Genomic DNA, 26,399 nt, shown 5'->3' with positions numbered 1-26,399 from the left:
AAGGAGCATATAAGAATGAAGCTTTTTGAAAAGATATTTGGGACACATTCGAGTAGAGAATTGAAACTGATAGAACCGAAGGTGGATAAAATCCTTTCTTTACAGGGAACGATGGCGGCAATGTCTGATGAGGATTTAAAAGCCCAGACAGGAAAGTTTAAGGAAAGGCTTTCCGCGGGGGAAACATTGGATGATATTCTTCCGGAAGCCTACGCAACGGTTAGAGAAGCGGCAAAGAGAGTGCTCGGCATGGAGCATTTTAAGGTGCAGCTTATCGGTGGAGTAGTTTTACACCAGGGTAGAATTGCCGAGATGAGAACCGGTGAAGGAAAGACCTTGGTTTCGACCTGTCCGGCTTATCTCAATGCTTTGGCCGGTGAAGGGGTACACATTGTTACGGTTAACGATTACCTTGCAAAGCGTGACTCGGATTGGATGGGGCAGGTTCACCGTTTCCTTGGCCTTACTGTAGGAACGGTTCTAAATGAGATGTCTACTGAAGAGCGTCAGGCTGCTTACGCCTGTGACATTACCTATGTGACGAATAACGAGCTCGGCTTCGACTATCTTCGTGACAATATGGCGATATACAAGAATCAGCAGGTATTACGAGGCTTGAACTACTGTATCATCGACGAGGTGGACTCTGTTTTGATCGATGAGGCAAGAACTCCGCTTATTATTTCCGGACAGTCCGGGAAGTCTACGAAGCTCTATGAACTTTGCGATATCTTGGCAAGACAGCTAGAAAGGGGAGAGGAGTCTGCCGAGTTTTCCAAGATTAATGCCATCTTAGGAGAGGAAATCGAGGAGAGTGGAGACTTTATTGTAAATGAGAAGGAAAAAACCGTAAACCTTACCCAGCAGGGTGTAGAAAAAGTAGAAAAGTATTTTCATATCAATAACCTTGCAGATGCGGAAAACCTCGAGATTCAGCACAATATCATCCTTGCTCTTCGGGCAAATAACCTTATGCAGAGGGATGTGGATTATGTCGTAAAGGATGATGAGGTTTTGATTGTCGATGAGTTTACCGGCCGTATTATGAACGGAAGACGGTATTCTGACGGACTGCATCAGGCGATAGAAGCGAAGGAACATGTGAAGGTAAAGAGAGAGTCCAGAACGCTGGCAACCATTACCTTCCAGAACTTCTTTAACAAATTCAAGAAAAAGGCCGGAATGACCGGTACGGCACAGACGGAGGAGAAGGAGTTCAGAAACATTTACTCCATGGACGTTATTCAGATTCCGACCAACAGACCGGTGCAGAGAGTGGACTTGGATGACGCGGTATATAAGTCCAAGAAAGAGAAGTTCCAGGCGGTTGTGGATGAGATTGAAGCGATTCATGAGACCGGCGCTCCGGTGCTGGTGGGTACGATTGCCATCGAGACTTCCGAGCTTCTTTCCGGCATGTTAAAGAGACGCGGAATTAAGCACAATGTTTTAAATGCAAAGTTTCATGAGCAGGAAGCGGCGATTGTTGCGGAAGCCGGTGTGCACGGTGCGGTAACCATTGCGACCAACATGGCCGGCCGTGGTACCGATATTAAGCTGGATGAGGAAGCAAGAGCAGCGGGCGGTCTTCATATTGTGGGTACGGAGAGACATGAGTCCAGACGTATTGATAACCAGCTTCGCGGTCGTGCGGGAAGACAGGGAGATCCCGGACAGTCCCAGTTCTTCATTTCCTTGGAAGATGATCTGATGCGTCTCTTCGGTTCCGAGCGTCTGATGGGCATGTTTGAGGCTCTGGGCGTTCCCGATGGAGAGCAGATTCATCACAAGATGCTTTCCAATGCGATTGAAAAGGCACAGGAGAAGATTGAGTTAAACAACTACGGTATCCGTGAGAATCTTCTGAAATATGATGAAGTAAACAACGACCAAAGAGATGTGGTTTATGCGGAAAGAGAGAAGGTTCTTGAAGGAGACAATATGCGTCCGCTCATTACCCGCTTTATCACGGACATCGTTGATTTCTATGTCAATGAGAACATCGTGGACAGCGATAGTCCGAAGGACTGGGATTTCCAGGGCTTAAACGATACCTTGATGCAGATTATTCCTTTAGGCAAGCTGAATTTTACGGAGGAAGAATTCGCGCATATGACCAGAGATGAGCTTGCGCAGAAGCTAAAGGAAAGGGCAATCCGCCTTTATGAAGAAAAGGAAGCGGAGTTCCCGAATCCGGAGCAGATGAGAGAGGCGGAGCGCGTTATTCTCTTAAAGGTTATGGACCAGAAGTGGATGAGTCACATCGATGACATGGATATCCTTCGTGACGGAATCGGACTGCAGGCTTATGGGCAGAAGGATCCGCTTGTAGAGTACAAGATTGCCGGCTATGAGATGTTCCAGGAGATGATGAGAAGCATTCAGGAAGAAACAGTGAGAGTGCTTTACCAGATTAAGCTGGAACAGAAGGTGGAAAGAGAGCAGGTGGCAAAGCCTCTGGCGACAAACCGTGACGAATCCGCGGTAAGAACACCGAAGATGAGAGAGGGAAGAAAGATTTATCCGAACGATCCCTGTCCCTGCGGATCAGGTAAGAAGTACAAGAACTGCCACGGACAAAGCATTTATCAAAAAGAGCAGTAGAATGATTTTCGACATCACTAAAGAGAGGGGAAGAAAGTGGTTCTGAAAGGCTGTGTTTTGTCTTTGAGAAGGAATCTTTTCTCCTTTCTTAAAGGGAATTTAGGCAAGGATTATGAGAAAGGAAGGAGCCTCTATGATTGAATTTGATCAATTTAAGACGGAGCTAAATACAAAAACGGAGCCGCTTAAAGCCTTAGAGCAGGCTCTGGACTTGGAAAATAAACAAAAAAGAATAGCGGAGCTGGATCGCATGATGGAAGAGCCCGACTTTTGGTCGGATGCGGAGAAGGCGAATCGTTTATCCACGGAAGTAAGACATCTGAAGGATGAGGCGGAGAGCTTTTATCAGTTGAAAACAAGCTACGAGGACATTGATGCCCTGATTCAGATGGGGAAGGAAGAAGGGGACGAGTCCGTGATTCCGGAGATTCGGGAAATGCTGAGTCAATTTTCGGAAGACTTGGAAAATATGAACACTACCCTCCTTCTTTCCGGAGAATACGACAGTATGAACGTCATCCTGCGTTTAAATGCCGGTGCGGGCGGTACGGAGGCAAATGACTGGGCGGGTATTCTTTACCGAATGTATATCCGTTGGGCGGAGCGACACGGATTTTCTGTAAAAATCCTCGATTATCTGGATGGAGATGAGGCCGGAATTAAGTCTGTTACCATGGAAGTGGTGGGGCAGTATGCCTATGGTTACCTTCGTTCCGAGGCGGGAATTCATCGTTTGGTTCGAATATCGCCTTTTAATGCGCAGGGAAAGAGACAGACCTCCTTCGTCTCCTGTGACGTTATGCCGGATATTGAAACGGAAATCGATATCGAAGTTCGGGAAGAGGACATCAAAATGGAGGTTTTCCGTGCTTCCGGTGCAGGTGGACAGCATATTAACAAAACTTCTTCCGCAGTGCGTTTAATCCATATTCCGACAGGAATCGTGGTGGCCTGCCAGGAAGAACGTTCTCAGTTACAGAATAAAAATAAGGCGATGCAGATGCTGAAGACCAAGCTTTATCTGAAAGAAAAAGAAGAGCAGGAGGCAAAGCTTGCCGGCATCCGTGGAGAGGTAAAGGATAACGGCTGGGGTTCTCAGATTCGTTCCTATGTTTTACAGCCCTATAGGATGGTCAAGGATCTTCGTACCGGAGAAGAAACAGGAAATACCGATGCGGTACTGGATGGAGATATCGATCGCTTCATTACAGCATATCTAAAGTGGATGCAGCTGGGCTGTCCGGATAGAAAAGTTGCCGGAAATGACTAAAATAATTACCGAAATGGACCGGAAGAATCGTGGCTCTAAGTGATGAAAAAAATTATAGAAAAGAATTAGACAGAAAAAACAAGACATAAAAATAAGCTGCAAAAGAGAAAACAAAAGGAAATGTACGGAGGAAAGGGGAAAGGCATGAAGATTGCCATAATGGGATTCGGAACAGTGGGTTCCGGAGTGAAGGAAGTTTTAGAGTTAAATCGAGCGCAAATTGAAAAAAAGGGAGGGGAGAAGATTGAAATCAAGTATATTCTTGCCCGTCGGGAGCATATTCCCGGAATTCCCGATGAACTGATTACAACGGATTTTTCCGTGATTGAAAATGATCCTGAGATTGAACTTGTCGTAGAGGCAATGGGCGGGATTCATCCGGCTTACGAATACATCAAAAGCTGTTTGGAAAAGGGAAAACATGTAGTCAGCTCCAATAAGGCAGTGGTGGATGCCTGCGGTTCCAAGCTTGTGCGTACGGCAAAGGAACACAAATGTAACTTCTACTTTGAAGCATCGGTTGGCGGAGGGATTCCGGTTATTCGTACCCTCTACCACAACTATGCAGGAGAAAATGTGATGGAAATTACCGGTATCTTGAATGGCACCAGTAATTTTATCTTAAGTAAAATGAAGGATGAAGGCTCTACCTTTGCGGATACTTTAAAGGAAGCACAGCGTCTCGGATATGCGGAGAAGGATCCGTCTGCGGATGTAGACGGCTTTGATACTTCCAGAAAGACAGCGATTCTCCTTTCCATGTCTTCGGGAATGCGTTGCCGTCACGAGGATATCTACACTGAAGGAATCCGAAATATTTCCGATATCGATATGTCTTATGCCAAAGAGATGGGCTATCATATCCGCCTTCTCGGATCGGTAGAAACGGTGGAAGACAAGTACTTTGCTTATGTGGCTCCTATTATGGTAGGAAAGGATGACCCTCTTTACTTTGTAAACGGGGTCTATAACGGAATCCGTGTTGTAGGAAACTGCCTTGGAAATACTATGCTCTACGGTAAGGGGGCAGGAAAGCTTCCGACAGCCAGCGCGGTGGTTTCCGATATTATTGCGGCAGCAAGACATAAGGATCATTTTCAGGGAATCGGATGGTCTGAGAAAATGATTGAAATTGAACCCATGGGTTCCAACGCTTTCCGCTACTTTCTTCGTATAGAAGGAACCGCAGAAGGAATCAAGAAAGCGCTTAAGGCGCATTTCCTTGGAGAAGGGGAAGAGCTTTGTCCTATTGTTTTGGAAGGCAGACAGGATGAGTTTGCGATTGTTTCGACCGTCTTGTTTGAAGAAGATTTTTTATCCAGGATGCGGGAGTTTGAAGAAGAAACAGGAAGAAGAGTCTTCCATTTCATTCGTATAAAGGGAATGACGGAAGAATAAATAGTAGGGCTATAAAAGTAAAAATGAATCATAACGTTTAACGGGGATAGGTCTGAAAGGAGGGGAATCTGGGTATACCCGAATTTCAGACCTATCCTATATGAAAGCAGAATTCATATTTTTTAGCCCCTGTTTTCATGGGGAGGATTATTAAAAGACTTCAGTACGGTGCTGCTGCAAAAAATCATTGAATCTAATTAGTACGAATTGCGATAAGAGGGAAAAGATGAGAATCTTGGAAAGCAGAAGTGAAGAAGAGAGCTTTCGAATAGCGGAGGAGCTGGGAAAGAAAGCAAAGGCAGGAGAAATATACTGTCTGGAAGGAGAACTCGGTGTGGGAAAAACCGTATTTGCCAAGGGATTTGCAAAGGGGCTTGGTATAGATGCTGTAATCGATTCTCCAACTTTTAATATCGTAAAAGAATATCAGGGCAGGTTTATGCTTTATCACTTTGATGTTTATCGAATTGAAGATATCGATGAGCTTTTGGAAATCGGTTTCGAGGAAATGACAGGGGGCGACGCGGTATGTCTTATTGAGTGGGCAAGTCGGATTGAGGAAGAAATCCCTTCTTTTGCCAAGTGGATACGCATTGATAAAGATTTGGATAAAGGCTTCGAGTATAGGAAAATAACTTTAGAAGAGGGAAGAGCATGATTAGTTTAGGGATAGATGCTTCCGGGCAGGTTGCCGCCGTAGCCATCGTTCGGGATTCGGAACTTCTTGCAGAGTTTCATTTAAAGCTGGGACAGACACACTCGGAAACGCTGCTTCCTGCCTGTGTCTCTTTGCTTAAGCAGTGCGGCTTGTCCATGGAAGAAATCGATTTAATCGGGATTTCCAAGGGGCCGGGCTCTTTTACGGGCTTACGAATTGCGGCAGCGACCGGAAAGGGACTTGCGCTTTCAAGGCAGATTCCGGTTTTGGGAATCAGTACCTTAGAGATGATAAAAGAAAATCTTTCTTTTATGCCTGAGCCGATTCACGTCCTTTTGGATGCAAGAAGAGGGCAGGTTTATACCGCATCCTACCAAGGGCGGCAATGTATCAATAAGGAAAGAGCCTGTTCTTTAGAAGAGCTTTTGGATTATGCAAGTAACCTTCCCGGAAAGCAGATTTTTATGGGAGACGGAGCGGTTCGATTTAAAGAAGATATTCTCCGTACAATCGGTGCGGAAAATGTCATTTTCCCGAATGCAGGCTCTATCCTGCAAAGAGCTTCTTCCCTTGCTTTTCTTACGGAAGAGAAATGGCTTTCGGGGGAGAGAGAGGCATTCCGCTTAGAATATTTACGAAAACCGCAGGCGGAAAGGCAGAAAGAAGCCGGAGAACTGAGGGATTTTCAAGTGATAGAAGAAAAGGACACGGAAGCAATTGGAAAGACGGAAGACCGGCTTTCTGCAAAGAATTATCCTATTTAGGATAGGAGAAGAAGATGTTTTTTAGAGAGATGGAGGAAGCGGATTTGTCGGAAATCCTCCTTTTGGATCGGGAGATTTTTCGTTCCATGGCCTATAGTGAAAGGGATTTTCGTTATGCTATTTCCGGAAAATATGATAGGGCGATTCTTCTTGTAGAGGAAGAACAGATTATAGCTTACGGTATCCTGCGTCTTCTCGGTACGGAGGGGGAGCTGGAGAGCATTGCAGTTCGGAAAGAGTATAGAGGAAGGGGATATGGCAGACTTCTTTTATCGGAATTCTTGCGGCTTGCTAAGCTTGCAGGAACGGAGAAACTCTTCTTGGAGGTTCGAGAAGGAAATCAGGCAGGAATACAATTATATGAAAGCGCGGGCTTTCGCACATTTTCCCGAAGGAAGGCATATTATCGGGACCCTGTGGAAGATGCCCTTCTTATGGAAAGGATTATGGAGTAAATGTTGGAGTTAAGTTTGCTGGGAACAGGGGGAATGATGCCGCTTCCGAAGAGATGGCTGACGAGCCTTATGGCGCGCTGTAACGGCTCAAGTCTCTTGATTGATTGCGGAGAGGGAACACAGATTGCCATGCGGGAAAAAGGATGGAGTCCCTATCCCATTGATACAATCTGCTTTACGCATTACCATGCGGATCATATATCGGGGCTACCCGGGATGCTGTTAAGTATGGGCAATGCGGAGCGTACAAAGCCTGTACGTCTAATCGGCCCGAAGGGGCTACAGAGGGTAGTGGACGGACTTCGGACTATTGCGCCGGAGTTGCCCTTTCAACTGGAGTATAGAGAACTTAGCGAAGAGATAGAACAGTTGGAATCGGAAAGTTTTGTGATTGAAGCTTTTAAGGTTCAACACAGTATTCCCTGCTATGGCTATCGTCTTTCTATTCCCCGTAAGGGAAAGTTTTCCGTGGAAAGAGCAAAGGAGCAGGAGATTCCCCTGCAGTGTTGGAATCGATTACAGCATGGAGAAATCGTGCAGTTTGAGGGAAAAATCTACCGTCCGGAGATGGTTATGGGGGAAGATAGAAAGGGTATTTCCGTTGTTTATTGTACCGATACGAGACCCATATCTCGGATTTCCGATATGGCGAAGGGCGCGGACCTCTTTATCTGTGAGGGAATGTACGGGGAAGAAGATAAGGCGGCGAACGCCCGAAAGCATAAGCACATGACGATGGAAGAAGCGGCAAAGCTCGGGAGAGAGGCGGAACCGAAGGAAATGTGGTTAACGCACTATTCTCCTTCTGAGTTATATCCGGAGCAGTACAAGGATAAGTTCAAAGACATTTTCCCGGTAAAATTTGCGAAGGACGGCTGGAGTAAAGAACTGGTCTTTGAAGACTAAAGCAGTAAGGAAGCGGTAGCGAAGTTTCCGAATGTGAAGCATAGGAAACCGATTTTTGATGATAAAAACGGTCTTTGAGAATAAAATTGTTTTTTGAAAATAAAATCGTTTTTTGGATAAAAAATATACCTATGAAAGCGAAAAGGGATGTTTAGGAATAAAGAAAAGTAGAGTCAATGAGGAAGGCTAAGAGAAGCGGAGAAGCAAATGGAAGATGTTTTGATACTGGGAATAGAGACAAGCTGTGATGAAACGGCGGCTGCAGTGGTAAAAAACGGGGAAGAAGTGCTTTCCAATGTGATTTCTTCCCAGGTAGCTCTGCATGCCGAGTTTGGAGGGGTGGTTCCGGAGATTGCTTCCCGAAACCATCTGGAAAAAATAGATGAAGTTATACGGCTTGCCATAAAAGAGGCGGGGATTTCCATGCAGGAACTTACAGCCATTGCGGTTACGGTGGGACCGGGTCTTGTGGGCGCTTTACTTGTCGGTGTTTCAGAGGCGAAGGCCCTTGCCTTTGCCCTTGGGAAACCGCTTATTCCCGTGCATCATATTGAAGGACATATTGCCGCGAATTTTATTTCCAATCCGGAGTGTGAACCGCCCTTTGTCTGCCTTGTAGCCAGTGGAGGACACAGCCACTTGCTTCTTGTGGAGGATTACGGGAAAATACGAATTTACGGCAGGACCAGAGATGATGCCGCAGGAGAAGCCTTTGATAAAGTGGCACGTGCGGTGGGGCTTGGTTATCCGGGAGGACCGAAGCTTGAGAAAATGGCTAAAGAAGGGAATCCTCATGCCTATCATTTTCCAACAGCGAAGATGGAGGACGCTCCCTATGACTTCAGCTTTTCCGGTGTGAAATCGGCAGTCTTAAATGAAATGAATCGAAAAAAAATGCTGGGAGAAGAGGTGCGTGTAGCGGATCTTTGCGCTTCTTTTCAGGAAAATGTTACGGAGGTTCTTTCGGAGAAGGCAATCGCTCTTTGTAAAGAGCTTCATATCAATCGACTCTCCATTGCCGGAGGGGTGGCGGCAAACGGAAAGCTGAGAGAGAAGATGGAGGAAAAGGCCAAGCAGGAAGGAATGGAGTTTTTCTGTCCGAAGCTGATACTTTGTACCGACAATGCGGCCATGATTGCGGCGGCGGCCTATCATGAGTGGAAGAAGGGAAATTTTGCAGGGCATGATGTGAACGCCTATCCCTCTCTTTCTTTATCAGAAGTGAAAGACGAAGAGAAGCCATAAACCGAGAAGAGTTTGCTTTAGCCGGAGAGAGAGATGGAAACAGAAAAAGAGGATAGAAAAACGGATAGAATAGAGAAAGAAGAGAACAAAAGGACACGGAAAGATAAGAATGAAAGTATAGAAAAGGAAAAGAAGAATGGAGCAGTAAACAGGTCGGTTACTGCCGTGATTCTTATGGCGGGAACCGGAAAAAGAATGCATACAGAAGAAAAAAAGCAGTTTTTGCCCCTCTGTGGAAAACCTCTTTTTTGTGCTTCCGTGGAACGTTTTATTTCTTGGCTGCGCTGTGAAGAGGTTCTTCTTGTTGTGGGAGCGGAAGATAAAGAAACGGTAGATGGCTTCGTGGAGCAAGAAGGCTGGAGAAAAGAGAAGAAGATCTCTATTGTGGAAGGCGGTGCGGAACGCTTTGATTCGGTGGCGGCAGCTCTTCATTTTATAGAAGAAAAGGGAAAGCCGGAAAACTATGTTTTTATCCATGATGCGGCGCGTCCCTTCTTTACGGAGGATTTACTGGAACACCTGTATAAGGAATTGCAATATTCTAAGGCGGTTATTCCCGGTATTCCGGTGAAGGATACAATCAAAGTTGAGCGAGATGGAGTTGTTGAGAAAAGTTTGGATAGAAAAACACTCTACGCTGTACAAACGCCGCAGGTTTTTGATTTTCAAGTTCTTTCTCGGGCTTTTAAAAGTTTTCTTCCAAGAAGAGAGGAGTGGAAAGACAAAATTACGGATGATGCTATGATTGTGGAAGAATTTTCAAAGGAGAGGATTCGTCTCATTGCAGGGGAAGAGGAAAATATTAAAATTACAGTAAAAGAAGATTTGCGCTTTTTGAATGAAAAACATAAAAATTTTTTTCCATTTTAAACTTTACTTTCTTTAAGACTAATCTTAAAATAACAGGAGAATAGTAGGAAGCTTGATAAATTGGTGAAGGATCATTATGGAAACGAAAAAGAAAACTAAAATTTATGTGCAGATGCTGGGCGGGTTCTCCATAACTGTCGGAGACGAAAAATTAGATTTGGGGTCGAATAGCAAGGCTAATTTTTTAAAGCTGACCGAAATTGTATTATTAAGAGGAATGGGCGGAGTCTCTAAAAGAGATTTGATTGACGGTATTTTCGGACATAAGTCTCTTTTAGATGAGAATAACAGTCTGAACAATTTACTTCATCAGGCAAGAACCCAGTTAAAAAAAGCCGGGATGCCGGGAAGAAAGATTATTGACGGAAAAAGAGGGGTGTATGCACCCGAGAACAATCCGGATTATGAATATATCTTAGATGTTCAGGAATTTGAAGATGTTTGCCTTAAGGCAAAAAGCGAGAAGAAGGACGATAAAAAACTCTACTATTATCAGAAGGCCTTCGGAATTTATGGTGGAGAGTTGCTTCCCGAGTTTGCAACAGATTACTGGGTTATTTTAGAGAGCGTTCGTTTAAAGAGACTTTACGATGATGTAGTGGATTTCTTGGGAAAGCACTATAAGGAAGCGGAAGACTTCGAGGCACTTTTTGATTTATATGATAAGGCAAACAAGATCTACCCTGACAACGGCTGGCAGATCGAGATGATTGATGCTCTGATTTTGAGAAAAGAGTATAAGACGGCGTATGAGCTTTATACGAAGTGTGCGCATTATTATCAGGATGAGTTGGAAGTTCCCATTCCCGATGCTCTTCGTTCCTGCTATGAAAGGCTGTCAGACAATGTAAGAGTGGTTACGGATGACATTCGTCAGATTCAGGCCAACATCATTCGAAAGGACGAAAAGCTGAAGAGCGAGATGGGAACAAGGAAGATTGGAGCCTATCTCTGTCCATTTACCAGCTTTATTGACGTATATCATGTACTTAGAAGAAACTTGGAACGAAGAGGTTCTTCCATCTTTATGATGCTCTGTACCCTTGTTGACTATGAAGGAAAGCCCATTCAGAATCAGGAGAAGTTGAACGCAAGGGCGGAGATTCTGCAGCAGTCTCTTTCCGAGGGCTTAAGAAAGGGTGACGTTTATACGAAGTACTCTTCTTCACAGTATCTGATTCTGTTGATTGGAACGAAGAGAGAGGACTGTGCAATCATTTACCAGCGACTTTCCAGAAGAGTAAAAGAGCTTGCCGGTTCCAGAGCAGAGTTTCGCTATCGTATTGTTTCGCTTGCTGAAATCCCGGGAATTTTGGACAGGAGCCAGCAGGGAGAAGATGAGGAATAAGATTCAAAACGGATTCCAATTCAAAAGGGAAAAACAAAGAAATCAAGCAGAAAAAAATAAACTTAGTGCTTGACATGGATTTCACGATTTGATAAGATAACTCTTGCATTTCTTGAGCGTGCGTAGCTCAGCTGGATAGAGCGTCTGGCTACGGACCAGAAGGTCGTGGGTTCGAATCCTGTCGCACGCATAGAAAAAAGACTCTTCGAAAGAAGAGTCTTTTGCATTTATTACGAAAAAACCTTGCATTTATTTTGTGAATATGCTAGAGTGTAACGGTATTTTATTGATTCTGGAGAAGGGGCAAGCATTGGCTTGCTCCTTTTAATGATAAAGAGCAAAATCGATAAAGCGAAAGTCTTTTTGAATGGAGAATGGCATGGAAATCGAGAGAACAACGAGTTATTTAGAAGAAATCCTTCCGGATATGGGTTATGTTTTAGATAGCGTAACTTTCACAGAGGAAGCGGGAACCCACTATCTTCGAGCATTTATCTATAGAAGTGATGAAGAGGATATGACAGTCAATGACTGTGCTATGGTTTCCAGAAGACTGTCCAAGTGGTTGGATAAGGAAGATTTTATTGAGGAAGAATATATTTTAGAAGTCTGCTCTTTGGGCTTTAAAGACAATCCTTCCGGAGAATCGGAGGATTGGGATAGTGAAATAGAAGAAGCAACAGAGGATACGGAAGAATAACGATATAGATGAAGGTCTTTCTACAAATGGAAGAAGAGGAGTAAAGCAATGAATAATGATGAATTACGATTGGCACTGGATATGTTGGAAAAGGAGAAGGGGATTTCCAAGCAGGCGATTATCGAGGCAATTGAGCTGTCCTTACAGACAGCATGCAAAAACCACTTCGGATCTGCAGACAATGTTCGCGTAAGTATGAATCCGGAAACGGCAGCCTTTTCGCTTTATGCGGAAAAGACCGTTGTAGAGGTCGTGGGAAATCCAAGCACGGAAATCAGCCTGGAAGATGCCAAGGCGGTGGATGCCGGCTATTCTCTTGGAGAAACCGTTCAAGTGCCGATTGACTCCAAGTCTTTTAGCCGTATTGCTGCGCAAAATGCAAAGGGTGTTATCGTACAGAAGATTCGAGAAGAGGAAAGAAAGATTCTCTTTGAAGAATATTACTCCATGGCAAAGCAGGTTGTATCCGGTGTGGTGGAAAAGGATACAGGAAGAGCGTTAATTGTGAATCTCGGCAAGGTGGACGGTTATCTTGCTGACGGAGAACAGATTAAGGGAGAAAAGATTCTTCCGAATCAGAGAATCAAGGTCTACGTTGTAGAAGTAAAGGACAATCCCAAGGGACCGAAGGTTATGCTTTCCAGAACCCATCCCGAGCTGGTTAGGAAGCTTTTCTTTGATGAGGTTTCTGAGCTTAAGGAAGGGATTGTGGAAATCAAGGCTATTGCCAGAGAGGCTGGCTCCCGTACCAAGATGGCAGTTCTTTCTCACGATGAAGATGTGGATGCGGTTGGAGCTTGTGTCGGTTTAAACGGAAACCGTGTCAATACCATCGTAGAGGAATTAAGAGGCGAGAAGATTGACATCATCAATTACGACGAAAACCCGGCTTATCTTATTGAGAATGCATTATCTCCCGCAAAAGTAATCGCCGTTATTGCGGATCAGGACAATAAGGATGCGCTGGTTATTGTGCCGGACAATCAATTGTCTCTGGCTATCGGTAAAGAAGGACAGAATGCCCGCCTTGCCGCAAAGTTAACCAACTATAAGATTGACATCAAGTCGGAGTCCCAGGCTCAGGAGCAGGGTATCTTTGATGAGATGGGGATTGATTATCATGGCGACGGAGAGAACTATGATGAAGGCTATGATGAAGATGCTTACAATGAAGAAGAGTATGAAGACGGCGAGTCTTATGAGGAAGAAGAGTAAGATTCGAGTATGAAGCCGGAGGAAAAATGAAAGTAGAACCTTTACGTTCCTGTATTGCCTGCAATGAGAAAAAAACGAAGAAAGAGCTTCTTCGCATAGTGAGAGAGGAAGATGGAAGTTATTCTCTGGATTTGAGCGGAAGAAAGAACGGGAGAGGGGCTTACATTTGCCCAAAGCTTTCTTGCTTGGAAAAAGCGGAAAAAAGAAAGGCCTTTTTCAGAGCCTTCAAGGAAAATATTTCCGAAGAAAGCTTAGCGAAGCTAAGGGAGGAAATCAGAGAAATTGCAGAATAGAATTTATGGATATATCGGACTGGCGATGAAAGCCGGAAAAATAAAGGCCGGAGAGTTTTCCACAGAGAAGTCCATAAAGGGCGGGAAGGCAAGACTGGTCCTTGTTGCTGAAGATGCTTCGGACAATACGATAAAAAAGTTCAGTAACAGTTGTTTGCATTATAAAGTCCCTTTTTATACATTTGGGACTAAGGATGAGCTGGGGAAGATCATCGGTAAGGAAATGCGTTCTTCTCTATCTATAGAGGATGAAGGCTTCGGGAAGAGAATAATCGGTATTATGAATGGAGGGAATGCGGATGTTAGATGAGAATAAGGCAAAAGGCAGTACAGAAAAGAAGGAAGAAGGAACCGTTAAGAAGAAAAAGTTGGCGGTGGTTTTCCATTCCCAAAATTCTGTAAACCATAAGAATCACCCTCTTAGCGGTAAGTTTTCCGATAAGGCAAAAAAGGTAAAGGAAGCCAAAGAGTTGAAGAAGGAGGAGGATAAGAAGTCTCCGAACGGAAGGCCGCTTCCTCCCGGAACAGCAAGAGTTACACCGCTTAAGGCTTTGAACGCCATTCAGAAAAAACAGGCTGAGGAAGAGAAGAAGCTGGAAGAAGAGAGACTTCTAAAGGAAGCCAAGGAAAGAGAAGAAGCGGCAAAGCGTGAAGCGGAAGAAGCTGCAAAGAGAGTAATGGAAGAGCAGAAGGAAAAAGCGGAAGAGACTGAAAAGCCGGCTAAGCTGAAGGCAAATAAGCTTTCCGGTATTGTTGCACATGCCGTTTCCAAAGAAGGAAAAGAGAGAAGTGCTTCAAGAGAGAAGACAGAGGGCAGAGCTCCTGCGGTTCTTAAGGGAGATAGAAAATCGGGATTTAATAAGGATTTCGGAAAAGACGGCGATAGGAGAGGCGGATTCTCCAAAGATGGTGAGAGAAAGCCCTTTGACGGAAGAGGAAAAGCGCCTGCAGGAAGAAAACCGGCTGTGGAATCCTTTGCACCGGAAATTGTGGAGAAGCAGAGCCGCGTGAAGCACGATGCTGTAAAGCCTGTAAAGAAGACTTACGGCAATAAGAGCTTTGAAAACGAGAAGGCAACGATTTCCCAGAAGAACAGAGCGCAGAGAAAGCAGAATAAGTACGGGGCAACCCAGTCTTACGAGAGAGATGACCAGGTAAAGGCAAAGAAGACCGGAAAGGGTGCTTTTATTAAGCCGGAAGTAGTGAAGGCGGTGGAGGAGACAATTAAGTCCATTACCCTGCCTGAGGTAATTACCATTAAGGAACTGGCTGATAAGATGAAGCAGAAATCTGCAGACATCATTAAGAAGCTCTTCTTAAAGGGACAGATTGTGACCTTAAATACCGAGCTTTCTTATGAAGAAGCGGAGAACATTGCGGTAGAATACGATATTCTTTGCGAGATGGAAGAAAAGGTTGATGTGATTGCGGAACTGGTGCAGGATTCGGAAGTGGATGAGGAAAAAGATTTAGAGGCTCGTCCGCCTGTTGTTGCCGTTATGGGACATGTTGACCATGGTAAAACTTCTATTCTTGATGCGATTCGAAACACCAATGTAACCAGTAGAGAGCACGGCGGAATCACCCAGTCTATCGGTGCGTATCAGGTATCTGTAAAGGTAAACGGGGATTCCAGAGTGATTACCTTCTTAGATACTCCGGGACATGAGGCCTTTACCGCCATGCGTATGCGTGGTGCGCAGTCTACCGATATTGCAGTACTCGTTGTTGCTGCAGATGACGGAATTAAGCCGCAGACCATTGAGGCGATTAATCATGCGAAGGCTGCGAATACCGAGATTATTGTGGCAATTAATAAGATAGATAAGCCTACTGCGAATATTGATAAGGTTAAGCAGGAACTTATGGCATACGATCTGGTAGCGGAAGATTACGGCGGAAGCACCATATGCTGCCCTGTTTCTGCAAAAACAGGAGAAGGATTGGAGAACCTTTTAGAAAATATTGCTCTTCAGGCGGATGTGCTTGAGTTAAAAGCAAACCCGAATCGTAAAGCTTACGGTGTAGTGATTGAGGCGGAGCTGGATAAGGGAAGAGGATCCGTTGCGCGTCTCCTTGTACAGAAGGGAACACTCCATATTGGCGATGTTGTGGCGGTAGGATCCGCCTTCGGTAAGGTTCGTGCCATGATTGACGACAAGGGAAGACGAATCAAGAAGGCTACTCCGTCCATGCCTGTTGAGATTTTGGGACTGAACTCCGTACCGAACGCCGGAGAGATTTTCCAGGTGAAGGACAACGAAAAAGAGGCGAAAGCTTATGCGGATACCTTCGTTTCCGAAGGAAAGCAGAGAATGGTGGAAGAGTCCAGAAAGAAAGTCAGTCTCGATGCACTCTTTGACCAGATTAAGGCAGGCGAGCTGAAGGATCTCCCCATTGTGCTTAAGGCAGATGTGCAAGGATCCGTGGAAGCGGTTCGTGATTCCTTACAGAAGATACAGAATGAGGAAGTACAGGTTAAGGTTATCCATTCCGGTGTAGGTGCAATCAATGAGTCCGATATCAACTTGGCTATCGCTTCCAATGCAATCGTAATCGGATTTGATGTGAAGCCGGATGCTACAGCAAAAGATATTGCCGAGAGAGAAAATGTAGACGTGCGTCTCTACAACATCATCTATAAGGCAATTGAAGATATTGAACTTGCTATGAAGGGTATGCTTGCGCCCGTATTTGAAGAGAAAGTTATCGGTCATGCCGAAGTACGTATGATCTTTAAGTCCTCCGGTGTGGGTGTGATTGCAGGATCCTTTGTTACGGACGGTAAGGTACAAAGAGGAGCAAAGGCGCGCCTTACAAGAGACGGAGAGCAGCTCTTTGACGGAAATATTGCTTCCGTACGACACTTTAAAGATGATGTGAAGGAAGTGGGAACCAAACAGGAGTGCGGTATTGTATTAGAAAGCTATACTGACATTCAAGAGGGCGACCAGATTGAAGTTTACATCATGGAAGAAGTACAGAGATAGAGGTGAAGCTTGAAAAGGCAGAGTTTTAAAAACCAAAGAAGAAATGAGGACGTGCGGAGAAATCTCTCCGTCCTCATTCGTAATGAAGTAAAAGACATCCGGGTGTCTCCCTTCTGCGACGTGACCGGAGTGGATTTGACTCCGGATTTACAGTACTGTAAGGTCTATGTTTCCTGTCTCGGAAGTGAAGAGAGCCTGGGGAAGACCATTGAAGGCTTGAAAGCTGCGGCGGGCTTTTTGAGAAGGGAGCTTGCGCGGAGCTTAAATCTTCGTCATACCCCGGAACTGCAATTTGTTCCCGATCATTCCGTGGAATACGGCTCCCGTATGGATGCTTTAATCAACAAGGTAAAAGAGGAAGATGAAGCGCGCCCTGTAGGAGAAGCGGTGAATCAGGAAAATCATTATAAAGAGGACGAAGAATAAAGAACTTGAGTCGATTATGGCTTTACAAAATAAAGCAATACGGAATTTATAATTTCAAATAGAGAAATAAATACCGGGGAAATGGAACAATAGAAAGGCGAAAAAATGAAAGAGGTTCTGGAATCTCTAATTGGCAATGCAAAAAGCATCTGTATATTGGGACATACCCGTCCGGATGGAGACTGCCTGGGATCCACTCTTGGGTGGAAAAATTATATCAAAGGACGGTTCCCGGAGAAGGAAGTGACGGTGTTTCTTATGGAAGCGAATAATAAATTTGCCTACCTTCCGGGATTCTCCGGGATTCGCCATGACGTCCCAAAAGATGAGTATGACCTGGCAATCATCTGTGATTGTGGAGTTTACGAAAGATTGGGAGAGTACGGGCGCCTTGCAAAAAATGCGAAAGAGCGCTATGTAATTGATCACCATATCACAAGCAGCGGAGAAGAGTTTCCGAATCATACGATACTTCCTGATGCCTCCAGCACGAGTGAAATCAGCTTTGATTTAATGGATGAGCGGTATTTTACTAAGGATGTGGCGACCTGTATCTATACCGGTATTATTCACGACACCGGAGTTTTTAAGTATACTTCCACAAGCTCTCACACCATGGAAATAGCGGGAAAGTGTATGGACCGTGGGATTGATTTCTCCTCCATCATTGATGACAGTTTCTATATGAAGACGGTGAACCAGCAGCAGGTTACCGGAAAGGTGCTCCTTGACGGAAGGCTCTATATGGAGGGGCGTATTTTTGCTTCTTCCCTCAGTATAAAGGATATGGACAGTTTTTCCGTAGACCAGAAAGATGTGGACGGCATCGTCAGCATTCTTCGAGAAACAAAGGAGGTAGACGGTGTTATTTTCCTCTATGAGGTAGGAAATAACACCTATAAGGTAAGCCTTCGCTCGAACAATACTGCACTGGATGTTTCCACTGTGGCGGCACACTTTGCCGGAGGCGGACATAAGATGGCGGCAGGCTGCAGCTTAAAGGGGGATACAGCATCCATTTTGGAAAACATTATCGAAGAGCTTAGAAAGCAGATGGATGCACCGGACTTTGTAAGTAACAGGCAGTAATCAATAGGCTATGACGAATCAAGAAAAATTTTAGATCATTTTTTATAATAAGCTCCACGTTTAAAATGAGTTAGACTTTATACCGTTGGGAGAAGCTAAGAGAAAATAATACAAACTATGGATGGAATCATCAATGTCAATAAAGAAGCGGGAATGACGAGTTTTGACGTGCTCCGCGCTTTAAAAAGAATTCTCCATGAAAAGAAGATGGGACATGCAGGCACCTTGGATCCTATGGCGGAAGGGGTGCTTCTTGTTTGTGTGGGGAAGGCTACAAAGCTTGTCGAAAGCCTCATGAGTGAAGTGAAGGTTTATCGGGCTGAAATGCTTCTTGGTATAGAGACGGATACGGAAGACAGTACGGGAAAGCTTTTATCGGAAGAAGAAAGGACGGTTACGGAAGAAGAAGTTCTATCCGCTTTTCAAGCTCTTCTTGGAAAAAGAGAGCAGATTCCTCCCATGTACAGCGCGAAGAAGGTGGATGGAAAGCGACTCTACAGTATGGCAAGAGAAGGAATCGTGATAGAGCGAAAGCCTTCTCAAATTGAGATTTTTTCCATAGAGCTTCTTTCTATGACGGCTCCGGAGAGCGTTGCTGCACTTTCCTGCCGGGAAAAGCACCAAAGAATTACGTTTCGTGTAAAATGCTCGAAAGGCACTTACATTCGTACACTTTGTACGGAGATAGGAGAGAAGCTGGGAACGAAGGCCTGTATGTCTGCACTTTTCCGAGAAGAGGTCGGAGAATTTCAATTTAAAGAGAGTAAGACACTTTCCGAAATTGAAAAGGAGATGAAGAAGGGAGATCTTTCCTCCTTCTTGAAGCCCGCTTTATACAGTAAAGTTCCGACAGCGCTGACCTTCGGGAAGTTCGACGGTGTACATCTCGGGCATCAAAAGATTTTTTCCTCTGTTTTCGGCATTGCAAAGGAAGAAGGTTTAAAGCCTGCCGTTCTTTCCTTTACCATGGAAAAAGACAGCTTCTTTTTACAAGGGCGAAAGGATATGCTTTCTACGGAAGAGGAGCATTTTACCAGACTGAAAAATGCGGGATTTCATGAAGTATATCTCTACCCCTTAACGGTGGAGGCAGCCCGGATGAGCCCGGAGGACTTTGTGAAAATCATTTTGATAGAGTCCTTGAAAGTGAAACACCTTGTTGTGGGAACGGACTGTAGCTTTGGCTACAAAGGAGCGGGGAACGTAGAACTCCTTGAAAGTTTGCAGCAAAAATATGGCTTTAAGCTTACAGTAGTGGATAAGGTTCTGACCCTAAACCCTGCCGGAGAAGAAGTGGAAGTCTCGAGTTCCTATATTCGAAAAGCTTTGGAAGAGGGAAGGGTGGAAGAGGCGGCTGCACTTCTTGGAAGACCGTATAGCATAAATGGTAGTGTGGTGCACGGAAAAGCTATAGGAAAAAGTCTTTCCTTTCCGACTGCAAACATTTTCCCGAAGGAAGGGAAGCTGTGTCCGGAAGAAGGAGTGTATTACACGAGAGTTATGGTTCTGGGAGAAGAGTATGATGCGATGACCAATATTGGGAGAAATCCCAGCATTTCCGCGGAAAATCCTTTAACAATTGAAAGTCACCTTCTCGAATTTGACAGAGATATCTATGGGGAGAAGATCCGAGTAAGTTTCATAAAGAGAATTCGGGAGCAAAAGCATTTTCCAAATCTTGATGCTTTGAAAGCGCAGTTAAAGGCGGATTTACGTACCGTTGAAAATTGTGTTAAATCCAAGAAAACCTTGACAGTTGAGAGGGGAATGCAGTAATATACTCTTTCGTGAAGAGATTGTTTAATTCTTTTCACAGACGGATTTCATACAAGAGAGAAATCCAAGAAACTTTTATGACGCGAAGGCGTAGCAAAGCGCACTCCGACGCTTGTTCCGTTTTTCGTGAGTAGCGAGCTTAGGCTCAAAGAAGGAGAAAAGATGATTACAAAAGAGAAGAAAGCAGAGTTGGTTGCTAAGTACGGCAGAAAGCCCGGAGATACCGGTTCACCTGAAGTACAGGTTGCGCTTCTTACAGAGAGAATTGTAGAGCTTACCGAGCACTTAAAGAGCAATCCGAAGGATCACCACAGTAGAAGAGGACTTCTTATGATGGTTGGTCAGAGAAGAGGACTTCTTGATTACTTAAAGAAGACGGACTTAGACGGATACAGAGCTTTAATCGAGAAGCTGGGTATCAGAAAGTAAGATATTTTCAGGGCAGAGGGGTTATCCCTTCTGCCCTGTTTTGCTTTTTTTGAGAAAGGACAAGGAGCCAAAAGGAGACTTGGATAAAAGTTTGGATTCCCTGATATATTTCATCCGACTCTTGCGGCGACTTCTTCCCTTTAGTATAATGATTTATTGGTGATTTTATCAAAAATTTTCCTTTGGAAGGCAACCGAGATCACTGAAAAATAGACGAGTTTCGTAGCTTTTTCAGTGCTTTTGGGGCTTCCGAAGGAAAGAAGAAAAAGGAGGCTTTATGTACAAAAGTTATTCAATGGAACTGGCAGGCAGAATGCTCACGATAGATGTGGACAGAGTCTGTGCACAAAGTAACGGTGCGGTTTTAATGCACTATGGAGATACTACTGTGCTTTCTACCTGTACTGCATCGGAAAAGCCAAGAGACGGTATTGATTTCTTTCCGCTTTCTGTAGAGTATGAAGAGAAGATGTATGCTGTCGGAAAGTTCCCGGGCGGCTTTAAAAAGAGAGAAGGTAGAGCAAGTGACAATGCCATTCTTACTGCAAGAGTCATTGACCGCCCGATGCGTCCGCTTTTCCCGAAGGACTATAGAAATGATGTTCTTCTGAACAATACGGTGCTTTCGGTTGATCAGGATGCTTCTCCGGAGCTTCTGGCCATGCTCGGATCTGCCCTCGCTACGTCCATTTCCGACGTGCCCTTTGACGGACCTTGTGCAACGACACAGGTAGGTATGATTGCCGGGGAGTTTATCTTGAACCCGGGAAATGGAGAAAAAGCTGTATCCGACTTACTGCTCACTGTCGCATCTACAAAAGAAAAGGTCATCATGATTGAAGCCGGCGCGAACGAGCTTCCGGAAGAGAAGATGATTGAAGCTATTTACCTTGCGCATGAGACCAACCAGCAGATTATCGGCTTCTTCGAGAGCATCATAGCAGAGTGCGGAAAAGAGAAGCACAGCTACGAGTCTTCCGCTATTCCTGAGGCCGTTTTCGAGAAAATGAAGAGCGTGGTAAGCCCGGAAGAGATGGAAAAGGCGGTATTTACCGATGAGAAGCAGGAAAGAGATGCCAACATCTCCGCTCTTAGTGAACGTTTGGTAGAGGCTTTCCAGGATGATGAGGAAGCGCTTGCGATTCTCCCGGATGCCATTTACCAGTACGAGAAGAAGACGGTTCGGAAAATGATCTTAAAGGATCACAAGAGACCGGACGGAAGAGCAATTAATGAGATTCGTCCTTTGGAATCGGAAGTGGATGTTCTCCCGAGAGTCCATGGCTCCGCTATGTTTAAGAGAGGACAAACCCAGATTTTAAATATTACTACTCTTGCCCCTCTTTCCGAGGTACAGAAGGTTGAGGGCATGAATGAATTTGAGACGGAGAAGCGTTATCTACACCAGTACAACTTCCCGGGGTATTCCGTAGGAGAGGCAAAGGCTTCCAGAGGTCCCGGAAGAAGAGAAATCGGACACGGCGCTCTTGCAGAGAAGGCTTTAATTCCGGTGCTTCCTCCTGTAGAAGAGTTCCCCTATGCGATTCGTTCCGTTTCCGAGACCATGGAGTCCAACGGTTCCACCTCCATGGCTTCCACCTGTGCATCCTGCATGTCCTTGATGGCTGCCGGTGTACCGATTAGAAAGCCGGTTGCCGGTATTTCCTGCGGACTTGTAACAGGGGATAGCGATGATGAGTATTTGGTGCTGACCGATATTCAGGGACTTGAGGATTTCTTCGGCGATATGGACTTTAAGGTTACGGGAACAAGAGACGGGATTACCGCAATCCAGATGGACATCAAGATTCACGGTCTAACCCGTCCCATCGTGGAAGAGGCGATTAAGAGAGCCAGAGAGGCAAGACTCTTCATCATGGACGGGGTAATGAAGGATGCGATTGCCGAGCCGAGAAAAGAGCTTTCTCCCTATGCACCGAAGATTATTACCTTACAGATTGAGACCGACAAGATCGGAGATGTTATCGGTAAGCAGGGTAAGACGATTACCGCAATTATTGATGAAACCGGTGCAAAGATTGACATTGATGACAGCGGTATGGTATCCATTTCCGGAATTGACCTTGCTGCTTTAGAGAGAGCGAAGGAAATTATCCTTTCCATCGTAAATGACATTGAGCCGGGTCAGATTTTAGAGGGAACCGTAGTGCGTATGATGAACTTCGGTGCTTTCGTGCAGCTCAGCCCGACAAAGGATGGTATGGTACACATTTCCAAGCTCTCCGATAAGAGAGTGAATGAGGTGGAGGATGTTGTACATATTGGTGACAAGGTACGCGTAAAGGTTATTGAGGTAGATAAGATGGGAAGAATCAATCTTTCCATGAGACCGCAGGATTTAGCAGAATAATATAAGTTAGGGGGCATTTATGAAAATCAGGACCAGATATGCTCCTTCCCCCACAGGAAGGATGCATGTAGGGAATCTTCGTACAGGGATGTACGCCTATTTGATTGCCAAGCATGAGGGAGGAGACTTCCTTCTTCGTATAGAAGATACAGACCAGGAAAGAGAAGTGGAGGGGGCTGTGGACATTATCCGGAGAACCCTCGAAGAGACGGGGCTTTTTTGGGATGAAGGTCCGGATAATCCCGGCTCCTGCGGCCCCTATGTACAGTCCGAGCGTGTGAAGACCGGCATTTATATGCAGTATGCCAAGAAACTTGTGGAAAAGGGAGAGGCTTATTACTGCTTTTGTGATAAGAATCGGCTCGAGTCTTTACAGACTGAGGTCAACGGCGAGATTTTGATGCACTATGACAAACATTGTCTTTCTCTTTCCAAGGAAGAGGTGGAGGAAAAACTTGCTGCGGGTCTTCCCTATGTTATCCGGCAGAATAACCCGACAGAGGGAACAACGACTTTTCATGATGAGTTATACGGCGATGTTACTGTGGATAATGCGGAGCTGGACGACATGGTGCTCATCAAGTCCGACGGTTTTCCGACTTATAACTTTGCCAATGTCGTGGACGATCATTTAATGGGGATTACCCACGTGGTACGTGGAAATGAATATCTTTCCTCCAGCCCGAAGTACCAGAGGCTCTATGATGCCTTCGGCTGGGAATCTCCGAAACTTGTGCATTGTCCTTTGATTACGGATGAGAACCATAAAAAGCTTTCCAAGCGTTCGGGTCATTCCTCCTTTGAAGACCTGATTGACCAAGGCTTTGTGCCGGAAGCGGTTGTAAACTTTGTCGCGCTTCTTGGATGGAGTCCGGAAGGAAATGAAGAGATTCTTTCGTTGCAGGATTTGGTTCGGGAGTTTGATTATCACAGAATTTCGAAGAGCCCGGCCGTCTTTGATATGGGAAAGCTTCGTTGGATGAACGGAGAGTATATTAAGAAGATGGACTTCGATAAGTTCTATGAGAGAGCCTACCCCTATCTGAAGGAGGCTGCCGGGGAGAAGGTGGATTTAAAGAAAATCGCCGAGATGGTGAAGAGCCGTATTGAGATTTTCCCTGATATTCCGGAGCATGTAGACTTCTTTAAGGCAGTGCCGGACTACTCTTTAGAGCTTTATCAAAACAAAAAAGCCAAGACCAATTTAGAGAATTCTCTTAGTCTTCTGAAAGAAGTGCTTCCCCTTTTGGAGAAGGAAGAAGATTACAGCAATGACCGCCTCTACAGCCTTTTACAGGAGTTCAGTACGGAGAAGGAATACAAGACGGGCTTTACCATGTGGCCGATTCGGATTGCTCTTTCCGGAAAGCAGATGACGCCTGCGGGAGCAACCGAGATTCTTTCCGTTCTCGGAAAAGAGGAGTCCTTAAAGAGAGTAAAGGCGGCTATAGAAAGACTGGAAGCAAACACTTAATGACAATGATAGAATATACTTAATTTAAGTGTATTGAAGATGAGATTAAAGAAATAGAGATTTCATTGGAAATAACAGTTTGCTCGGAAATACGGAAGAAGAAATCCGAAAAGTCGAGGAATCAAGTAAGTAAAAGAGGTTAAATTATGGATAGAGAAGAATTTTTAGAGAGATACAGACATTCCATCGCCCATGTTTTAGCAAAGGCAATGATTGAGCTTTACGGGGAGGAAGTGCAGTATGCTATCGGACCGCAGATTGAGGACGGAGCATACTATGACTTTTTAGTACCGAAGAATTTGTCTGAAGAGGATTTCCCCGCTATTGAGAACAAGATGCGGGAAATCATTAAGAGAAGAGAAGACTGGACGAGAGAAGAGCTTAGCAGAGAGAATGCTTTAAAGCTTTTTTCCAAGCAGAAGTTCAAGAAGGAGCTCATTGAGGACCTTCCCGAGAGTGAAATCATCAGCGTTTATCATACCGGATCCGACTTCGTGGATCTCTGCCGCGGACCGCATGTAGAGAATTCTCAAGAGCTTATGAATGTGGCTTTCCAGGTAAAGTCCGTTTCCGGAGCGTACTGGAGAGGTGACGAGCATAGAGACCAGCTGCAGAGAGTCTATCTCTTTGTGTACCCGGATAAGAATGCTTTGAAGGAACATTTGAAGTGGTTACAGGAAGCACAGGAAAGAGATCACAAGAAGCTCGGAAAAGAACTGGACCTCTTTATGTTCGACGAGACTGCACCGGGTATGCCTTATTGGCTTCCGAGAGGCTGGAAGATGTATCAGGCGCTACTTCAGTATTCCAGAGAGGTACAAAGAAGACATGGCTATACCGAGATTTCCGCACCGCTTATCAACAATAAGAAGCTGTGGTTGATTTCCGGTCACTGGGCGCACTACATCAACAATATGTTTATGGTTCCCGGCGTTTCCGGTTGGTTAAAAGCCGATGCGGACCTCTCCGGAGTGCTCGAGCACCCGACCGATGAAAGCCTTGGAGAAAAGACGGTGAAGATTCAGGCGGGCTCTGTAATTTATAACCGTGAAAATATCGACACCATGGCGGCAAAGCCGATGAACTGTCCAAATGCGATGCTCACCTACAAGAGAAGAAATCGTTCCTATAAGGAACTGCCGATTCGTTATTCCGAGTACGATGTTCTTCACAGAAAAGAGAAGTCCGGCCAGATGAACGGTCTTTTCCGTGTGCAGGAGTTCCGTCAGGACGATGATCATACCTTTGTAATGGAATCTCAGATTGAGGCGGAGATTGCCGACATCATCTCCATTGCGGATGAAATCTATGGTACCTTCGGAGTAAGCTACCGTGCAGAGCTTTCTACAAGACCGGAAGACTTTATGGGAGACATCGCGGTTTGGGATAGAGCAGAAGCTGCTTTAAAGAAGATTCTGACCGACAAGTACGGAGAGGGCGGTTTTGAAATCAACGAGGGAGACGGTGCCTTCTATGGTCCGAAGATTGACCTGCAGATTAAGGATGCTCTCGGAAGAGAATGGCAGTGTGGAACCATCCAGCTTGACTTCCAGCTTCCGCATAACTTCGGCTTAACTTACCAGACTGCTGAGGGCGGACAGGAGATGCCTGTGGTTATCCACCGTGCAATTTACGGCTCTTTAGAGCGCTTTATCGGAATCATCATCGAGAATTTCAAGGGCAGCTTCCCCTTCTGGCTCTCTCCCGAGCAGGTAGGAATTGTGCCGATTCGGGAAGAGCATAACGAATATGGAAAGAAGATTTATGACGCTCTTTCCGACATGGGAATCCGTGCGGAAATCGACTACTCCGATAAGAATATGAAGGAGAAGATTAAGACCTATAAGAACTACAAGGATCCGTACATTCTGGTGCTTGGAGACAAGGAAATGGAGGAAAATACCGTTTCCATTAACATGAGAGGCTCCAACAAGCAGATCAACAATGTGCCATTGGATGTATTCTTAAAGGTTTGCGCGAAGATGCAGAAGGAGCACAGCCTAGAGCTTACAGATCAGTTCGAATAAAAGTTACAGTTCGAAAGGATAGGGAATGGAGAATATAGCTCCCATTCCGAAAGTGCATAGCAAAGAAAGCCCTTTTCCTTGCGCGATAAGG

General features: G+C 45.1%; 22 protein-coding genes and 1 tRNA gene. All 23 read left to right on the top strand.

The annotated features are described in order from the left end of the window. The first annotated feature begins 15 nt into the window (after positions 1-15). On the top strand, positions 16-2,604 hold the full coding sequence (secA, locus tag HMPREF9625_RS10790) for a preprotein translocase subunit SecA (protein WP_009534729.1): 2,589 nt from the start codon (positions 16-18) through the stop codon (positions 2,602-2,604). A 133-nt stretch (positions 2,605-2,737) separates the two neighbouring features. Beyond that, the gene (gene prfB, locus HMPREF9625_RS10785) at positions 2,738-3,874 is read left to right on the top strand and encodes a peptide chain release factor 2 (RefSeq protein WP_009534728.1); all 1,137 of its coding nucleotides are present in this window, start codon (positions 2,738-2,740) and stop codon (positions 3,872-3,874) included. 144 nt (positions 3,875-4,018) lie between these two features. After that, entirely contained in the window at positions 4,019-5,272 is a 1,254-nt protein-coding gene (locus tag HMPREF9625_RS10780; protein ID WP_009534727.1) for a homoserine dehydrogenase, read from the top strand. Between the two features lie 226 nt (positions 5,273-5,498). Next, positions 5,499-5,930 carry a tRNA (adenosine(37)-N6)-threonylcarbamoyltransferase complex ATPase subunit type 1 TsaE gene (gene tsaE, locus HMPREF9625_RS10775; protein WP_009534726.1) on the top strand — a complete coding sequence of 144 codons (432 nt, stop codon included), beginning with the start codon at positions 5,499-5,501 and terminating at the stop codon, positions 5,928-5,930. After that, complete coding sequence (gene tsaB, locus HMPREF9625_RS10770) at positions 5,927-6,694, top strand: tRNA (adenosine(37)-N6)-threonylcarbamoyltransferase complex dimerization subunit type 1 TsaB (RefSeq protein ID WP_009534725.1); 768 nt, start codon at positions 5,927-5,929, stop codon at positions 6,692-6,694. Before tsaE ends, tsaB begins: the two co-directional genes overlap by 4 nt. A gap of 14 nt (positions 6,695-6,708) precedes the next feature. Beyond that, the gene (gene rimI, locus HMPREF9625_RS10765; protein ID WP_009534724.1) at positions 6,709-7,149 is read left to right on the top strand and encodes a ribosomal protein S18-alanine N-acetyltransferase; all 441 of its coding nucleotides are present in this window, start codon (positions 6,709-6,711) and stop codon (positions 7,147-7,149) included. Continuing rightward, the gene (locus HMPREF9625_RS10760) at positions 7,150-8,055 is read left to right on the top strand and encodes a ribonuclease Z (RefSeq protein ID WP_009534723.1); all 906 of its coding nucleotides are present in this window, start codon (positions 7,150-7,152) and stop codon (positions 8,053-8,055) included. It abuts the gene before it with no gap. A gap of 207 nt (positions 8,056-8,262) precedes the next feature. Continuing rightward, positions 8,263-9,300, top strand: coding sequence for a tRNA (adenosine(37)-N6)-threonylcarbamoyltransferase complex transferase subunit TsaD (gene tsaD, locus HMPREF9625_RS10755; RefSeq protein ID WP_009534722.1), 1,038 nt, complete (start codon positions 8,263-8,265; stop codon positions 9,298-9,300). A 33-nt stretch (positions 9,301-9,333) separates the two neighbouring features. Next, the gene (gene ispD / locus HMPREF9625_RS10750) at positions 9,334-10,170 is read left to right on the top strand and encodes a 2-C-methyl-D-erythritol 4-phosphate cytidylyltransferase (protein ID WP_009534721.1); all 837 of its coding nucleotides are present in this window, start codon (positions 9,334-9,336) and stop codon (positions 10,168-10,170) included. Between the two features lie 76 nt (positions 10,171-10,246). Further along, the gene (locus HMPREF9625_RS10745; protein WP_009534720.1) at positions 10,247-11,518 is read left to right on the top strand and encodes a bacterial transcriptional activator domain-containing protein; all 1,272 of its coding nucleotides are present in this window, start codon (positions 10,247-10,249) and stop codon (positions 11,516-11,518) included. 116 nt (positions 11,519-11,634) lie between these two features. Then, positions 11,635-11,708: transfer RNA gene (locus tag HMPREF9625_RS10740), tRNA-Arg, on the top strand. Between the two features lie 189 nt (positions 11,709-11,897). Beyond that, positions 11,898-12,218: a ribosome maturation factor RimP gene (locus HMPREF9625_RS10735; RefSeq protein WP_009534719.1), complete on the top strand. Its 321-nt coding sequence runs from the start codon at positions 11,898-11,900 to the stop codon at positions 12,216-12,218. Between the two features lie 48 nt (positions 12,219-12,266). Beyond that, positions 12,267-13,433, top strand: coding sequence for a transcription termination factor NusA (gene nusA / locus HMPREF9625_RS10730; RefSeq protein WP_009534718.1), 1,167 nt, complete (start codon positions 12,267-12,269; stop codon positions 13,431-13,433). 26 nt (positions 13,434-13,459) lie between these two features. Continuing rightward, on the top strand, positions 13,460-13,726 hold the full coding sequence (gene rnpM, locus HMPREF9625_RS10725; protein WP_009534717.1) for an RNase P modulator RnpM: 267 nt from the start codon (positions 13,460-13,462) through the stop codon (positions 13,724-13,726). Then, complete coding sequence (locus HMPREF9625_RS10720; protein ID WP_009534716.1) at positions 13,716-14,036, top strand: L7Ae/L30e/S12e/Gadd45 family ribosomal protein; 321 nt, start codon at positions 13,716-13,718, stop codon at positions 14,034-14,036. Before rnpM ends, HMPREF9625_RS10720 begins: the two co-directional genes overlap by 11 nt. Beyond that, complete coding sequence (gene infB, locus HMPREF9625_RS10715) at positions 14,026-16,716, top strand: translation initiation factor IF-2 (protein WP_009534715.1); 2,691 nt, start codon at positions 14,026-14,028, stop codon at positions 16,714-16,716. Before HMPREF9625_RS10720 ends, infB begins: the two co-directional genes overlap by 11 nt. 9 nt (positions 16,717-16,725) lie before the next feature. Beyond that, complete coding sequence (gene rbfA / locus HMPREF9625_RS10710) at positions 16,726-17,142, top strand: 30S ribosome-binding factor RbfA (protein ID WP_009534714.1); 417 nt, start codon at positions 16,726-16,728, stop codon at positions 17,140-17,142. A 105-nt stretch (positions 17,143-17,247) separates the two neighbouring features. Next, on the top strand, positions 17,248-18,231 hold the full coding sequence (locus HMPREF9625_RS10705; RefSeq protein ID WP_009534713.1) for a DHH family phosphoesterase: 984 nt from the start codon (positions 17,248-17,250) through the stop codon (positions 18,229-18,231). 117 nt (positions 18,232-18,348) lie between these two features. After that, a complete protein-coding gene (locus tag HMPREF9625_RS10700; RefSeq protein WP_009534712.1) occupies positions 18,349-20,007 on the top strand; it encodes a bifunctional riboflavin kinase/FAD synthetase in 1,659 nt (552 codons plus the stop codon). A gap of 162 nt (positions 20,008-20,169) precedes the next feature. Next, complete coding sequence (gene rpsO / locus HMPREF9625_RS10695; protein WP_009534711.1) at positions 20,170-20,436, top strand: 30S ribosomal protein S15; 267 nt, start codon at positions 20,170-20,172, stop codon at positions 20,434-20,436. A gap of 277 nt (positions 20,437-20,713) precedes the next feature. Beyond that, a complete protein-coding gene (locus HMPREF9625_RS10690) occupies positions 20,714-22,807 on the top strand; it encodes a polyribonucleotide nucleotidyltransferase (RefSeq protein WP_009534710.1) in 2,094 nt (697 codons plus the stop codon). 19 nt (positions 22,808-22,826) lie between these two features. Further along, positions 22,827-24,281, top strand: coding sequence for a glutamate--tRNA ligase (gltX, locus tag HMPREF9625_RS10685; protein WP_009534709.1), 1,455 nt, complete (start codon positions 22,827-22,829; stop codon positions 24,279-24,281). Positions 24,282-24,427: 146 nt separating this feature from the next. Further along, on the top strand, positions 24,428-26,308 hold the full coding sequence (locus HMPREF9625_RS10680) for a threonine--tRNA ligase (protein ID WP_009534708.1): 1,881 nt from the start codon (positions 24,428-24,430) through the stop codon (positions 26,306-26,308). Positions 26,309-26,399: the final 91 nt, after the last annotated feature.

Source organism: Oribacterium parvum ACB1 (assembly GCF_000238055.2).
Lineage (GTDB): Bacteria > Bacillota > Clostridia > Lachnospirales > Lachnospiraceae > Oribacterium > Oribacterium parvum.
The sequence above is the reverse complement of the archived record's forward strand: the minus strand, read 5'-3'. Positions and strand labels throughout refer to the sequence as shown.